At 49.3% G+C, this 12595-nt stretch carries 18 protein-coding genes; 8 read left to right on the top strand and 10 right to left on the bottom strand.

Features of this window, described 5'->3' with window-relative positions; translation table 11 throughout:
* Positions 1-21: 21 nt before the first annotated feature.
* The 7 genes from NGAR_RS12070 to NGAR_RS12040 form a co-directional block, all read right to left on the bottom strand.
* The gene (locus NGAR_RS12070; RefSeq protein ID WP_015020024.1) at positions 22-1068 is read right to left on the bottom strand and encodes a hypothetical protein; all 1047 of its coding nucleotides are present in this window, start codon (positions 1066-1068) and stop codon (positions 22-24) included.
* A gap of 28 nt (positions 1069-1096) precedes the next feature.
* Positions 1097-1543 (bottom strand): COX15/CtaA family protein, encoded by a 447-nt coding sequence (locus NGAR_RS12065; protein ID WP_015020023.1) that lies wholly within the window; start codon positions 1541-1543, stop codon positions 1097-1099.
* An 8-nt stretch (positions 1544-1551) separates the two neighbouring features.
* Positions 1552-2424: a plastocyanin/azurin family copper-binding protein gene (locus NGAR_RS12060; protein ID WP_148681400.1), complete on the bottom strand. Its 873-nt coding sequence runs from the start codon at positions 2422-2424 to the stop codon at positions 1552-1554.
* Between the two features lie 18 nt (positions 2425-2442).
* Complete coding sequence (locus NGAR_RS12055) at positions 2443-3972, bottom strand: cytochrome c oxidase subunit I (protein WP_015020021.1); 1530 nt, start codon at positions 3970-3972, stop codon at positions 2443-2445.
* A 157-nt stretch (positions 3973-4129) separates the two neighbouring features.
* The gene (locus NGAR_RS12050) at positions 4130-4627 is read right to left on the bottom strand and encodes a cytochrome c oxidase subunit II (RefSeq protein ID WP_015020020.1); all 498 of its coding nucleotides are present in this window, start codon (positions 4625-4627) and stop codon (positions 4130-4132) included.
* Positions 4627-4905, bottom strand: a complete 279-nt coding sequence (locus tag NGAR_RS12045) for a cytochrome c oxidase subunit II (protein ID WP_228369175.1) — start codon at positions 4903-4905, stop codon at positions 4627-4629. The genes NGAR_RS12050 and NGAR_RS12045 overlap by 1 nt, the downstream gene beginning before the upstream one ends.
* A 166-nt stretch (positions 4906-5071) precedes the next feature.
* Entirely contained in the window at positions 5072-5695 is a 624-nt protein-coding gene (locus tag NGAR_RS12040; protein ID WP_015020018.1) for a histidine phosphatase family protein, read from the bottom strand.
* An 85-nt stretch (positions 5696-5780) separates the two neighbouring features.
* Between NGAR_RS12040 and NGAR_RS12035 the strand changes: the two genes are divergently transcribed.
* The 5 genes from NGAR_RS12035 to pspAA are packed head-to-tail and all read left to right on the top strand — an operon-like array spanning position 5781 to position 9098.
* The gene (locus NGAR_RS12035; RefSeq protein ID WP_148681399.1) at positions 5781-6794 is read left to right on the top strand and encodes a magnesium transporter CorA family protein; all 1014 of its coding nucleotides are present in this window, start codon (positions 5781-5783) and stop codon (positions 6792-6794) included.
* A gap of 28 nt (positions 6795-6822) precedes the next feature.
* Positions 6823-7494: an NADPH-dependent F420 reductase gene (gene npdG / locus NGAR_RS12030; protein WP_148681398.1), complete on the top strand. Its 672-nt coding sequence runs from the start codon at positions 6823-6825 to the stop codon at positions 7492-7494.
* A 53-nt stretch (positions 7495-7547) separates the two neighbouring features.
* On the top strand, positions 7548-7865 hold the full coding sequence (locus NGAR_RS12025; protein WP_015020015.1) for a hypothetical protein: 318 nt from the start codon (positions 7548-7550) through the stop codon (positions 7863-7865).
* Positions 7866-7911: 46 nt separating this feature from the next.
* The gene (locus NGAR_RS12020) at positions 7912-8646 is read left to right on the top strand and encodes a PspA/IM30 family protein (protein ID WP_015020014.1); all 735 of its coding nucleotides are present in this window, start codon (positions 7912-7914) and stop codon (positions 8644-8646) included.
* Complete coding sequence (pspAA, locus tag NGAR_RS12015; RefSeq protein ID WP_015020013.1) at positions 8643-9098, top strand: PspA-associated protein PspAA; 456 nt, start codon at positions 8643-8645, stop codon at positions 9096-9098. The genes NGAR_RS12020 and pspAA overlap by 4 nt, the downstream gene beginning before the upstream one ends.
* Here pspAA and pspAB read toward each other — a convergent pair.
* The 3 genes from pspAB to NGAR_RS12000 all read right to left on the bottom strand — a co-directional run bounded on the left by pspAB (position 9082) and on the right by NGAR_RS12000 (position 11198).
* A complete protein-coding gene (pspAB, locus tag NGAR_RS12010) occupies positions 9082-9651 on the bottom strand; it encodes a PspA-associated protein PspAB (protein ID WP_407637205.1) in 570 nt (189 codons plus the stop codon). The two genes, pspAA and pspAB, sit on opposite strands and share 17 nt — an antisense overlap.
* A gap of 26 nt (positions 9652-9677) precedes the next feature.
* Positions 9678-10577, bottom strand: coding sequence for a zinc metalloprotease HtpX (gene htpX, locus NGAR_RS12005; protein WP_015020011.1), 900 nt, complete (start codon positions 10575-10577; stop codon positions 9678-9680).
* Between the two features lie 210 nt (positions 10578-10787).
* The gene (locus tag NGAR_RS12000) at positions 10788-11198 is read right to left on the bottom strand and encodes an SRPBCC family protein (protein ID WP_015020010.1); all 411 of its coding nucleotides are present in this window, start codon (positions 11196-11198) and stop codon (positions 10788-10790) included.
* Between the two features lie 206 nt (positions 11199-11404).
* Here NGAR_RS12000 and NGAR_RS11995 point away from each other — a divergent pair, with 206 nt between their 5' ends.
* The 3 genes from NGAR_RS11995 to NGAR_RS11985 all read left to right on the top strand — a co-directional run bounded on the left by NGAR_RS11995 (position 11405) and on the right by NGAR_RS11985 (position 12445).
* Positions 11405-11740 carry a winged helix-turn-helix transcriptional regulator gene (locus NGAR_RS11995; protein ID WP_228369359.1) on the top strand — a complete coding sequence of 112 codons (336 nt, stop codon included), beginning with the start codon at positions 11405-11407 and terminating at the stop codon, positions 11738-11740.
* 160 nt (positions 11741-11900) lie between these two features.
* Positions 11901-12113, top strand: a complete 213-nt coding sequence (locus tag NGAR_RS11990) for a nuclear transport factor 2-like protein (protein WP_015020008.1) — start codon at positions 11901-11903, stop codon at positions 12111-12113.
* Positions 12110-12445: a TfoX/Sxy family protein gene (locus NGAR_RS11985; RefSeq protein ID WP_015020007.1), complete on the top strand. Its 336-nt coding sequence runs from the start codon at positions 12110-12112 to the stop codon at positions 12443-12445. Before NGAR_RS11990 ends, NGAR_RS11985 begins: the two co-directional genes overlap by 4 nt.
* Positions 12446-12595: the final 150 nt, after the last annotated feature.

The following is a 12595-nucleotide window of genomic DNA, read 5'->3' as shown; positions in this document are numbered from 1 at the left end:
TTCTGCAAGATTTTGTTATTATTATGCGTGTTCCTTCAGGAAGGTCTGCAGCCGGCGCTTTTCAAGCCTCATCAGGTAGACGATGCCGATCAGGGTGAATACCTCTACTGCCTTTGCCAGTATGCCTGCCAAGTCAACATCTTCTGGCTGGCCTGTGGGCGAAAGAGGAGGAGGTAGCGTTACGGAATAGGCGTACAGCCCCAACAGCACTGCAGTCCCGATCAGTCCAAACAGGTTGACCGCTACTGTCTTGCGGTAGTGCTCGTGCGGCCTTGCCCTGCCGGTAGTAGACCCAGTCAGCGTCAGGAGGGTGTAGAGTATGCCGTAGGTCACCTGCATGCCGCCTGCGACTATAAGGAATATGCTGTATTCGAGCCGGAGCGAGGCGTGTCCCGAGTATACTGCAAAATGTACTAGACCGCCGGCGATTGCCGCCAAGGTCACGATGTACCTCATGGTGTCGCCGGGCGCACTGGCAAACTTGCCGCTCTTTTTCTTACTCCAGTACGTCAGGCCAAGCACTGCGCCAAAGATCGCAAGCGAGCTGAACACCGCCCCTCCAAGGGTCGAGTTGTAGATTGAGCCAAAGCCTTGGGAAACTGCGACATTGAATATCAGCCGCTCGCAGTTGCAGCCGGCCGTGCTGCCAAGTGTGCTTCTCGGCAGGTCTATCGCGTTGGTGTTGACCGGCCCATCTGCTATGCTAAGAACGATCTGATAGCTGCCCACATGTGGAAAAGTGTAAAACACTTGGAAATCGCCGACATCTTGCTTTGTCCAAGGGAACGCTTTGATGCGCTCACCGGAAGAGGTATAGATCTCGACCATCGTTTCAATGTTGTACGTGTCGCGCCCATCATAGTCCTGTACGCTGAACATTATGGCGGTGGGCTCGCCCGGAGCTGCGTAATCCGGCTCAAGTGCTTCGTACACGTAATATTGCCCGACCCCTCCGCCCCTACTGTTATAGTGGGTAAGATGGTCAAAGTGGGCATAGGCCGGCGCTGCCGAAACAACAAGCAACGAAAGCGCCAGTAGCAATAGTAGTAGGGCCGGGACGTTCATCATTAGGATAATTTTTTGCCCTGCCCGTATATTACTGTGCCTTGGCCAGCGCCTTTTTGCCTTCAAGCCTGTATGCGTAAAGGGCGGTCATAAGGACCATGGAAAAGAGCACGATGCCAAGCCCCAGATGCGTCGTGACAAGTACAGCGTGCAGCCGCTCCACAATGACAATCGCACCAAGCGCTATCTGGCCGATCACTGCACCGGCCGCAATAATTGATGTGATCTTTATACTCTTTGGTGCAGCTTTTGATTTTAGGGTAAATGCCATTGTAGCGACCACCAGCACGCCAGTCGTGGCAGCCACCGACCTGTGGATGTATTCGATGATAAAGTCCTCATGCGGGAGCAGGCCCTGTGGGCAGAGCGGCCAGTCCGGGCAGGTGAGGCCGACTCCGGAGGCGCTGACATATCCCCCGATAAATATCAGTGAGAATAGTACAAAAAGGGTAGAAAAAGAGAGGGCTTGCAGCAGCATATATGCTACTACTCTACTGTGAGCTTGCCCGTCATATATGGATGGATTGTGCAGAAGTAGTCATACTGTCCAGGCTCGACCTCGGCCAACGATATCGTGGCAGACTGCCCGCCCATTATGATATTCGTATCAAATGCCTGACCTTTGTTAGGATCGTTTTGTCCAGTCCCCGATGTTACGGTATGCGGAACATTGTCTTGGTTGACCACGTTTATCTTGTCGCCTACCTTCGCGGTCAGCCCGTCAGGGTCAAAGTCAGGGTTGCCTTGGACAGACGAGCCACTGAGGATATTTATCGTAGATCCTGCTGCTCCTCCTTCGCCGCCTGTTTGGGCACCACCGCTACTGCCTTCTCCGGCTGCCACTATGGTTAGCTGAGCAGTCATATATGGATGCAATGTGCAATAGTAGTCGATAACGTCGCCTTCGCTTACTCCTTCTAGCACAACGCTATCAGATTTTTCATTGGGATTGATAATGCTTGTATCAAATAGGTCTCCTGATGTGGGATCATTCTGTCCGGTCCCCGATGTTGCAGTGTGAGGAACGCTATCGGTATTATCCCATACTACTTCGCTACCCATTGGGACTTCGGCATTAGCTGGCTCGTAGCTTGGATTTCCCTGCACAGAGGCTCCGCTTGGGATCTGAATAGTTGTAGCTCCTCCTGGTTGCGGCTCTTCTCCTTCACTTGGCGGAGGCGTCGGCTGCCGTAATTGGGTCACAGGCGGCGGGATGGAGAACATTTCGTCAAAGAATGGCACAATGATCGCTGCCCCTATAGCCAGAGTGATAACCACGATGGCAAGACCTTTAGCCATGCGCCTTCCGGAGGTCAGGATCATTGGTTCCTTTTCATGCTCACGTTCGTCATGCGACATTTTCCATTGTTTCCTCCTTTAGTGGTGCGGCTCGCGCCGTGTGTAGTCGTAGTACTGCTCTCCGATTGCAAACGGGTCGTCCATCTTGGCAGGTTTGCCCGAGACTGTGCTCTTTATCAGGTTCCACACAAATATGGCTGCACCGGCGGCCGTTATCCAAGCACCGACCGTCGATATCTGGTTCATTATGATCAGTGGCTGCACCGGCACATAGTCGAACACACGCCTTGGCTGCCCGTATAGTCCTAGCACGTGCTGTGTCAAGAATATCATCGACACTCCTACAAACATGAGCCAGAACTGCACCATCGCTGCCCTTTCGCTGTACATCCTGCCTGTTATGAAGGGGAACATGTAGTAGATGAATCCAATGAACGCGAATGTGACTAGGCCCATGACGAACAGGTGGAAGTGACCGACTACCCAGTAGCTGTCATGTGTAAGGAAGTCAAGCGGCATGGCTGTGTTGACGATACCTCCTGCTCCTGCGTAGAAGAACAGCACCAGGCCACCTACCGCAAAGCTCATGGGGGCTGCGAACTTGATCCTGCCGCCCCACATTGTGGCTATCCAGTTAAAAACGTGCATGGCCGAGGCCGGCACGGCTGCCAGAGTGCCAACCATGAATACAGTCTTTTCTGTGAAGCTCATGCCTGTCGCGTACATGTGGTGTGCCCACGATGCAAATCCCACTATGGCAAGCAGAACAAACGCTGCGACTCCTGACTGGTAGCTAAATATCGGCTTTCTTGAGAACTTGGGTATCAGCTCGTACATCATACCCACTGCAGGTATGAGGAATATGTACACTTCGGGATGGAACGTAAACCAGAACAGGTGCTGGTACGCTATGGGGTCTCCACCCATTGCAGGGTTGAAAAAGCCAGACACCCCGAGCCTGTCTGTGTACAGCATTATGAGGGCAGCTGCAAATGTTGGGATTGCGACGATTATCATGAGCGACGTTACAAGCGTTGACCAGACAAAGAGCGAAGTCTTCATCAGAGGGAGGTCTGGGTGCTTCATTCTCAGGATGGTCACGATAAAGTTGATCGCTCCTAGAATGGACGAAATGCCAAGTATCTTTAAGCCAAAGATCCACATTTCTGCCGCAGGACCGGGAGCTCTAATGATCGAATAGGGCGGGTAGGCATTCCAAGTGGTGTCTGCAAAGCCAAGCCATATGAGCGCCATGCCAACTGGAATCATCCAGAACGCAACTGCATTCAGCTTTGGCCATGCCATGTCTTTGTACCTGACCATGATCGGGATCAGGTAGTTGCCAATGCCGGAAGCAAACGGGATGAGCCACAGGAACAGCATGTTTGTGCCGTGCACTGTAAATATTCTATGGAAAGTGTTAGAGTCAGGAATGATGTTAATGGCATCGCCCGGCAGGAAAAGCTCTGTGCGTATCGCAATTGCCAAAGCGCCACCGATGATAAAGGCAGTCAGAGACAGGTAGACGTACAGCAGGCCGACATCAGTATGGTGAGTTGAAAAAAGGATCTCCCACATTGGACGGGGTTTTTTAACCTCTAGCACCAACTCGCATCCATCCCTCTTATTGCCCGTACATGGAATGCTATATCAATAAAAGCATTTTGTTTTTAGCATTGCCTGCAAAACTAATGATGAATGACGGAGGTTTATGAAAAGTGACTTTTGTAAAAAATTAGTGGGCAGTAAAAGCAAGTAGGGGGATTTAGCTTGCCACGGCTGTAGCGCCTTTTGATGGCGCCTCTACCGCAGCACTGGTAATGTTGGCTTCTCCCTCTTCCCCGCTTGGCTCTTCGACTATCAGCGTACCCCTCATCTGGTAGTGGGATAACCCACAATATTCTCTGCACTGTATGAGGTACTCACCTGATTGGTCGGGGACGAGCCATATTGTGTTGATCCTGCCAGGAACTGCATCCATCATGATAGCAAAGTCAGGTATGTTGAACGAATGTATCACGTCAACTGATGTTATCTCGAATCTGTAGGGTTGGCCCTTGACTAGGTGGAGTTTGCCTATTTCTCTTGTGCCGTCTTCGTATTCGAAGGTCCAGACCCACTGCGCTCCGGTGACCTTGATGGTCTCGGCATCTTCCGGAGCATGTTCTAGCAGTCTCTCAATGTTCCACGCGTCTGCACCAACATAGACGAGAATAGCGATAACGACTCCGACGTACACCCATTCAATTGTTGCATGGCCCATTAGTGATGAGCACCTCCTCCTGTTCTGGCAGGAGTAATATCTCCTCTATTCTTTGGATGCGACTCGCGGAAGCGCCACACAACGTAGAATATTGAGCCCATCACCACTGCGCCGATGACAAATGCTACGACCATGAGCCTGTAGAACAGCGCCCAGATCTCTACCCTGTGCAGAATATATTGCCCGGTTTCTTCCTGTGCAAAAGCAGAGTTGATGCCAAGAAAGAATACGGCAACAACGGGAATCAGGATCAAAATTGTCGCTGAATGTGAAACCATTCTATCGCGTCCCTTTTTCTGTTATCACTCGTTTTCCAATGTTATTTAAGGTTTTGCAAATCGGCGGCTTTGTGTAAAAAGTAGTAATCCACAAATCCATGATCATGCATTCAAACAGCTATCCGAACGTGAACCCATGACTTTTTAAACAAAGCCCAAATCGGCATTAATCATTTGGATAGCGGTGCATCGCCATCACGTTCACTCCTGAAAGCGAGTAGATCTTGCTTTCATGTTTTAGCACCGTGAGCGACGCGTTGCGTATATGCCACCGGTAAAGAGCCTCCGGCTTTAGGTCCAGCAGCGTAGCAAGGGCCGCCTTTATCGGGTCAAGGTGCGTGACCATGAGCACATTGCTGTCCTCGTACTTTTTCAGCACATCATCAAGGAGATTTTTTACGCGCTGCTTGACGGCAGAGAAAGGTTCGACACCAAAGCTATCAAGCACTGGGTCGTGCTCTGCATAGAACCTCAGGAACAGGTCGCCATATTTAGTGGTCACCTCTTCGTAGTTCATGCCGACGAGTTTGCCCAGCTCGATTTCATACAGCCGCTCATCTATCTCATAATCCATTCCAAGGGTTTCGCATACTATTTGCGCCGTTTCCACCGCCCTTATCACGGGCGAGGCATAGATCTTGTCTATTGGGATGCTCTTTAGCTGCTTGGCGGCGTCAGCCACCTGCTGCCTGCCCTGAGACGTCAGATGTGACTCGATATGCCTGCCCACAAGGATCCTGCTGACATTGTTCTCTGCCTGCCCATGACGCATAAAGATGACTAGTGGCAATTGCTGAACCTGTGGACGCAAGATCACTTAATAATTTTTTAGATATATACCTGTTATAGCCAATGTAGCTTAATTTATTGTGTAAGTGCAAAACATAATATCGTACAACGAGCGAGAGGTCAGGCGCGGCGGCTCTAAAGAGGACGTCCGGCAGGGTTACAACGTCTGGATCGACCTATCTGATCCTACGCCAGCCGAGATCTGGAATGTCCAGCAGTCGTTCCACTTGGATAGCAAGGCACTTGAGGAATACTCTAACAAGTCCAAAAAGCCGCAGGTCAGGATGCTGGACACCCACGTCTTTACGCTTATGCTTGACATGAAGTACAGCGACGCGCAGACGCTCGTTACCGAAGGGATCTACATATTTCTTGGGCGAGGCTGGCTCGTTACCATTCACCCTTCAGCGGTGGACCTGACGAGCATTGTAAAGAGGATCCTTGAGGAAAAGAACCGGCCGCTGCTAGAGTCGTCAGTCGACGCCTTGTACTACAGCATCCTCTCAAGCATCGTTGACAAGTACGAGCAGCTGCTTACGGCGGTAGAGCTGAGCGTTGTGGACATGGAGAAGCGGTCGGTACACAAGCGGCCTTCAAAGCAGATGCTTGAGCACTTGGACGATTTGTCAAGGCAGATAATAGTGCTGCGCCGGCACTTTTGGCATATCCGGGATGTCATCAACTTTTTGATCCATGTCCAAGAAGAGCGTCCCGACATAAAATACCTGAAAATAGTGTATGATGACATTAACCAACTGATCAATCTTGTCGAATCGTACCAAGACACAGTGAACTCGACGCGCGAGCTATACATCGCAAACATTTCGCTCTTGATGAACGATACTGTCAAGACGCTGACCGTTTTCTCGGCTGTACTCCTTCCACTGACCTTCATCTCCAGCGTCTTTGGCATGAACGGGCTTGACCTGAATAACATCTGGCGCGTACCGTTTGGCTTTGTACTGGTGATGGCCATTATGGCGGCCTCGGCTGCAGCGCTGTTTGCGTTCCTGAAGGCCAAGCAATGGATTCTGGTCAGAGAAGACGCCAAGCAAGCCAATAAAAGGAAAAAACAAGGAGAAAGGTCGATGCAACGTTAATATCGTGATTGCCCGTGACTGCCACTATATGAAGATAGGCATAGTGGGTGGCACCGGCGGCATGGGTGAAGGCTTTGCGCTTCGCTGGTGCAAAAAGCACGACGTAATAGTTGGTTCAAGGGACGCCCAGAAGGCCAAAGAGGCCGCAGAAAACTATAGCAAGATAGCTAGGGAAGCCTTTGGGACAATCACAGGCAGTATCACCGGCGACGACAACATTGCGCTTGGCAAGGACGTTGATGTTCTAATACTTTCAATTCCGTATGAATTTATCGACGACACATGCGGCAGGCTGGTAGGCAAGATTCGCGACGACTGCGTTGTCGTGTCACCAATCGTGCCCATGACAAGGACCGATGCAGGATTTGTCTACATACCGCTGGAGCAGGGCAAAAAGCAGGCTGCAGAGATGGTTGCCGACAAGCTGCCTCCCAGATCAAGGGTTGTCTCTGCTTTCCACACGATATCAGAAGTGAAATTGAAAAACGTCAACCAAGGCCTTGATGCAGACACGTTCATCTGTGGCGACGATCAGGGCGCAATAGCAAAACTGACAGAGCTTGTTTCCGAGATCTCTGGCCTGCGACCGGTCTACCTCGGACCGCTCTCCCTAACGTATCAGGCAGAGATTCTGACTCCGATGCTGCTCAATGCAGCCAAGAAGAACAAGATGAAGAACCCAAGTGTGAAGCTGATCTGAGCGCAAACGTTATCAGCAATGCCTCCTTCCAGATATAATAATATAACATCGGCATGAGATGGAAAGAAGAGATCGGCGGCAGAAAGCGTGGGAGGAACTGGATGTCAGCAATGGGCATCCTCTTCATGGTCAGCGCTGCCATAATCCTGATAAGAAATATTGTGCTGTTCTACATTGATCATTCCATTGGCCTGGTTGAAGATCCTGCGCAATTGTTTCTTAACAACTTTGTAAATAACCAAGTCACAAACGAAAAGTTTGCGATTGCAATGATTGCCGCTGGATGTTTTTTGCTCTACTGGGGATTCTTTCGAAAAAATGAAGACTATGGGCCACCGGACGAACACGAATGGCGCAGACTCAACCGCTAGCACCATGTTTTAATAATCAAGCATCGAATAATGGCTTGATAGAAAATTGGGCCTGATGAACCGCTTTTCAGCCGTGATCAAGCAAAAGGTAAACACTCTCCTCGACAAGTTTGAAGATCCACGCGAAGCTCTGGATTATTCGTATATCAGGCAACTGGAAATGCTTAACAAAGTGCGAAGAGGCCTTGCAGAAATTATAACCTCGCGCAAGAGGCTGGAGATGCAAAAGTCAAAGCTGTGGGACAATATCCGGCTGCTGGATGAGCAGGCAAGTAGGGCGCTTGACGCCGGCAGGGAAGACTTGGCAAGGCTCGCGCTTGAGCGCAAGAACACTAACCTGCTCCAGATTCAGGACCTTGACAAGCAGATAGCAGAACTTCAGGAAGAAGCGCGCAAGATGGAAGAGGCTGAAAAGCGAATGGCAGTCAAGGTGGAGGAGTTCAAGTCAAAGAAAGAGGTCATAAAGGCTCGATATTCAGCTGCAGAGGCGCAGGTCAAGATAAAGGAGAGCGTCACTGGCATATCTGAGGAGATGGCCGATGTCGGCATGGCCATGAACAGGGCTGAGGAAAAGACTGAGAGCATGAGGGCCAAGGCCCAAGCGCTGGATGAGATGATAAATTCAGGAGTTCTTACAGATTACACATCAAACAAGGATGAAATTGAGAGAGAATTAGAAAAAATTACAGTACAAAATTCAGTCGAGGAAGAATTAGCAAAGTTAAAGTCAGAGAAGGAACGTAAAAAGAAGCAGCGAGTGGAGCAAGAAGCGCAACAATGAGTAGAAAAACGAAAACAAAAGGCAGGGCGGCCGCCAGCAAGCTCAAATCAAGAGCCAAATTGCGCGCCAAAAAAGCAGTTTCTGCACGAAAATCGTCTGCCAAAACACGTAAAAAGGCTGCGACTGCCAAGACAAAGGCGAAAAGCGCAAGCTCTGCTGGCAAAAAGATAGTCAGGATAATGGGCCACGGACAGTTCACCGTCGATGGCAAGATCCTGAAAAAGCTCAACGATATAGATAACGATCTGGTCAAGCTGGTCAGCACGGAGAGGTCCGACGATTCGGAATTCAAGAAAAAATTGACAGAACTGAACGACATGGTTGTGAAAAATGGCAAGCCACTGGATCCACATGAAATAATCAAGTCCGATATCATACTGCCAAGTGCGGACCTTTCAATAGACGAAGCAAAGAGGTTGTTCAGAGGAGAAGGCGTTATCCCTGAGATCTGAGGGGAAGGTCCCATAGCGGGTACCAAAGGGTCATGTCTTTTTCAAATGGCATTTCTTCGCCTATCGCCGACATCATCTTCATTTCTTGCTCGATGTTCCTTGTTTTATTGCCAGTCGGGACGAATGGGTAAAAGTTGTTGCGCCGGTAGTTGTATATCAGATATTGCTGCTGGCCACCATGCCGCTCATTTGCAAATTCAAAGACGGCCGCCAGCAGTTGATCTGAAAAGCCTCTTTCTTCGACGATGTCGCCTGTAGCTGTCAGGCCGGCCAAAAGATCCTCTATCCTCTTGCCTTCGAACACTACCCACATGTAGCCGTACGAGTCTGTGACTGTGCGGAAAGCAAGGTCGAACTCGGGCTGCAGGGAGCTGAGGAAGCGCCTGATGTCCTGCTCCATTTCGTAAAAGAATGTGCCGCTGACTGTCTTGAAAGTAAGGGCGCATCTGCCAGTCACCTTGAGCCCCAGCTTCACCTCTAAGGTAACATGGATTGAAGAGATGGAGAACAATATTTCAGAATCGGCTTTTGATAAGCGCTTGCTATTGATGATATTGTCGCGTATCCTCTTGAAAAAGCTCAGCTCATGGCAGCCTCCATTTCCATGAGCTTTTTCACCCGCTGGTCGACAGGCGGGTGTGTCGAGAATAGGCTTGCAAAGGCGTCGCCAGAAAGGGCAGGGATAATAAAGAACGCATTCATGCCCTCGACCTCACGCAGATCTCTTGTAGGTATCCGCTTCATCTTGCCGCTTATCTTGAGCAGTGCGCTTGCTAGCTTGCTGGGCTTGCCAGTCATGAGCGCGCCGTCCCTGTCTGCCACAAATTCCCGGTAGCGCGATATCGCCCTTATTATCAGAAAACTGACAAACCAAGTGATTATTGCGACGATCAGTACGAGTGCCAAGCCGCCTCCGCTATCCCTGTTGCGCCCGCCGCCGTACATGCCTCCAAACATGCTAAACCTCATCAGATACCACGCTACGGTAGAGAAAAGGCTTGCTAGCGTTAGCACCAGCACGTCCCGGTTCTTGATGTGCGCCAGCTCGTGCGCAATGACAGCCTCCAGCTCCTCGGTTTCAAGCTGGTCCATCAGGCCGAGTGTCACCGCAACAATGGAGCTCTTGGGCGTCTTGCCTGTCGCAAACGCGTTTGGGATCTGGGTGTTGACCACGGCGATTCTAGGCTTGGGCAGGTTGTTCCGCGCCACAATACGTTCCACCAGATCGTGCAGCTCAGGGAACTGTTCCCTGCTCACTATTTTTGCGCCCGTGCTCCAAAGCACTATCTTGTCAGAAAAGTACCACTGCGCCAGTATCATGATGCCTGCAATGACAGCTATAGGTATGGCGCCAAAGCCAACATAGGCAAGCACGCTCAGAAATATGATGTATAGTATCGTAAGAACTGCAAAACTGACAATTATCCTTGCTGTAAGGCCATTGTCCCTCTTTTTCCAGGGAGCCTTTTTCGTATACACAATGAAATAAGGTCGTGATCGTCTTATAATGATTTATGCATGGGCGTATCCCTCTGCATGCGCATGTTTTCACTGTAGCATGTGGAAAAGTGATACATTATGTATCATTTTAAGCACGAAAAACTGATGCAATTTATACGCATGCTTCCAGTCGAGCCAGAATTAGTTCTTATATACTGGATACGTACGCGGCCCAGTCGCGATCATGCATCATTTTCCTTCAACGAGCCTTCTTAATGATTCTGCAATTTGGGCTGTAGCTCCTTTCCACATTTGAGTCATTTCTGCTTCGAGAGCAGAGTTGATGATGTCAAATTCGGACTCCCACATTATTACAGATCCGTCGCCGTATTGCTTCACGGCGAAAGTGCCGCGGTTATTCTTTATCCTTTGCAGTCGCTCAATGGTATAGCTGTATGATCGCTTTTCACTGGAGTACTCAATTATTTCTTCATGCTGGATGTGCCCATCGGCGAAAGTACATGTTCGCTTTTTGTTTCCTTCAATTTTCACGCCGGTAATCCTCGGGATCCACCTGTTTACTCCTGCAAGATCGCCAACAATTGCCCATGTCTTTTCAGGAGGCGATTTGACCTTTATAATTTGGCTAAATTTTGGCATAACGTTTTTTGCGCATTTGGATCTTAATGTTGGTAAGAGTACTTAAAAATCAGAAAGTGAAGCACAAGTTAGTAAATACAGTTTTGTTAACTCATATTTTCTGAGTAGATATAAAAACAGTTAAACCAGGTCCAACAAGAGATATGGAGCTAGAATCGCGTGCATCTTAAGCTTTCAAGCGGTGTCCTGTTGATAACGCGTTCAGGATCATTGGAAAAAAGTTTACTGTGCTAATTCTACGAAACATGATTTACAGCAAGCAAAAGCACTTCAACGAATTCCTGAATTCAATCGAAGGGATCAATCTCAATACCCTTTCTACGCGCCTCCGGGAAATGGAAAAGAATCAGCTCATTGAACGGAGAATCTTCCATGAAATTCCTGTCAGGATCGAATACACGCTTACAGAAAAGGGAAAAGACCTCATTCCAATTATTGAACAGATGGGGGCATTTTCGATGAAGCATGCCCCGGAAATATTCAAGAACAGCAAGGCATCTTCGTTCCAAGAGCTTTGCGGCAGAGATCCGGCTTCGCTCTAGTAGCTACTTAACCTGCTTACGGATCAATCACTTCCCCGTTTATTAGGTGCCAATAATTCTTACGATTTATAGGAAAAGCACTTGAAACCGTAAAAACCGCTTCTACGATGTAACTGAGAACAAAAAAGGCAGGGGCCTTGAAACTATACATGCCAAGGACATGACGTTTGCCGGGCCGCTCATGAAGACCTCCGGAGCGCATGATTATATCTATTCTACAGAGCAGCTCCTACAGATGGATATCGCTACTCCTGACGGAGGGATGATAACCATTGAAATTACTGACTTGATCCAAGTTGCCAACGGCAAGGCGGCGAAACAGAAAATCTATTACGACCCGCGGGAATTTGCCAAGGCATTTGGGATGGGATGATGGTTTCCAATGAGCAACTGGCCAGCAAAATTCGCGCCCTGACAAAATACAAGGGCCTGAGCGAGAAAAAGATGTTTGGCGGAATAGCGTTCATGCTCAACGGGAACATGTGCTTTGGTACGATCAAAAATGACCTTGTAGTCCGCGTAGGTCCCGAGCGCTACGAAGACGCGCTCACCACGAAGGCCAATGGACTTCACGGGCCGGTCGATCAGGGGATTCGTGTTCGTCGATCAGAACGGATGGTCAAAAGACGCAACTCTCAAAAAATGGCTGGACATGGGCATCGACTATGCCTCTTCGCTTCCAAAAAAGCGATAGCAAAGTGGTAAGGTAATGCTTACTTTGAGAGATTATACTGACCGAGTCAGCAAATAGATACTACTTGGTTTATTAGATGCACCATATCACAAAAGGACTTGTGGATTTCTTGCACCTGATGCAATCCGTGGAATTTCGGAGCCGAGCTCAAAATAGGTTGT

This window comes from Candidatus Nitrososphaera gargensis Ga9.2, assembly GCF_000303155.1.
In the GTDB taxonomy this organism is placed as follows: domain Archaea; phylum Thermoproteota; class Nitrososphaeria; order Nitrososphaerales; family Nitrososphaeraceae; genus Nitrososphaera; species Nitrososphaera gargensis.
The sequence above is the reverse complement of the archived record's forward strand: the minus strand, read 5'-3'. Positions and strand labels throughout refer to the sequence as shown.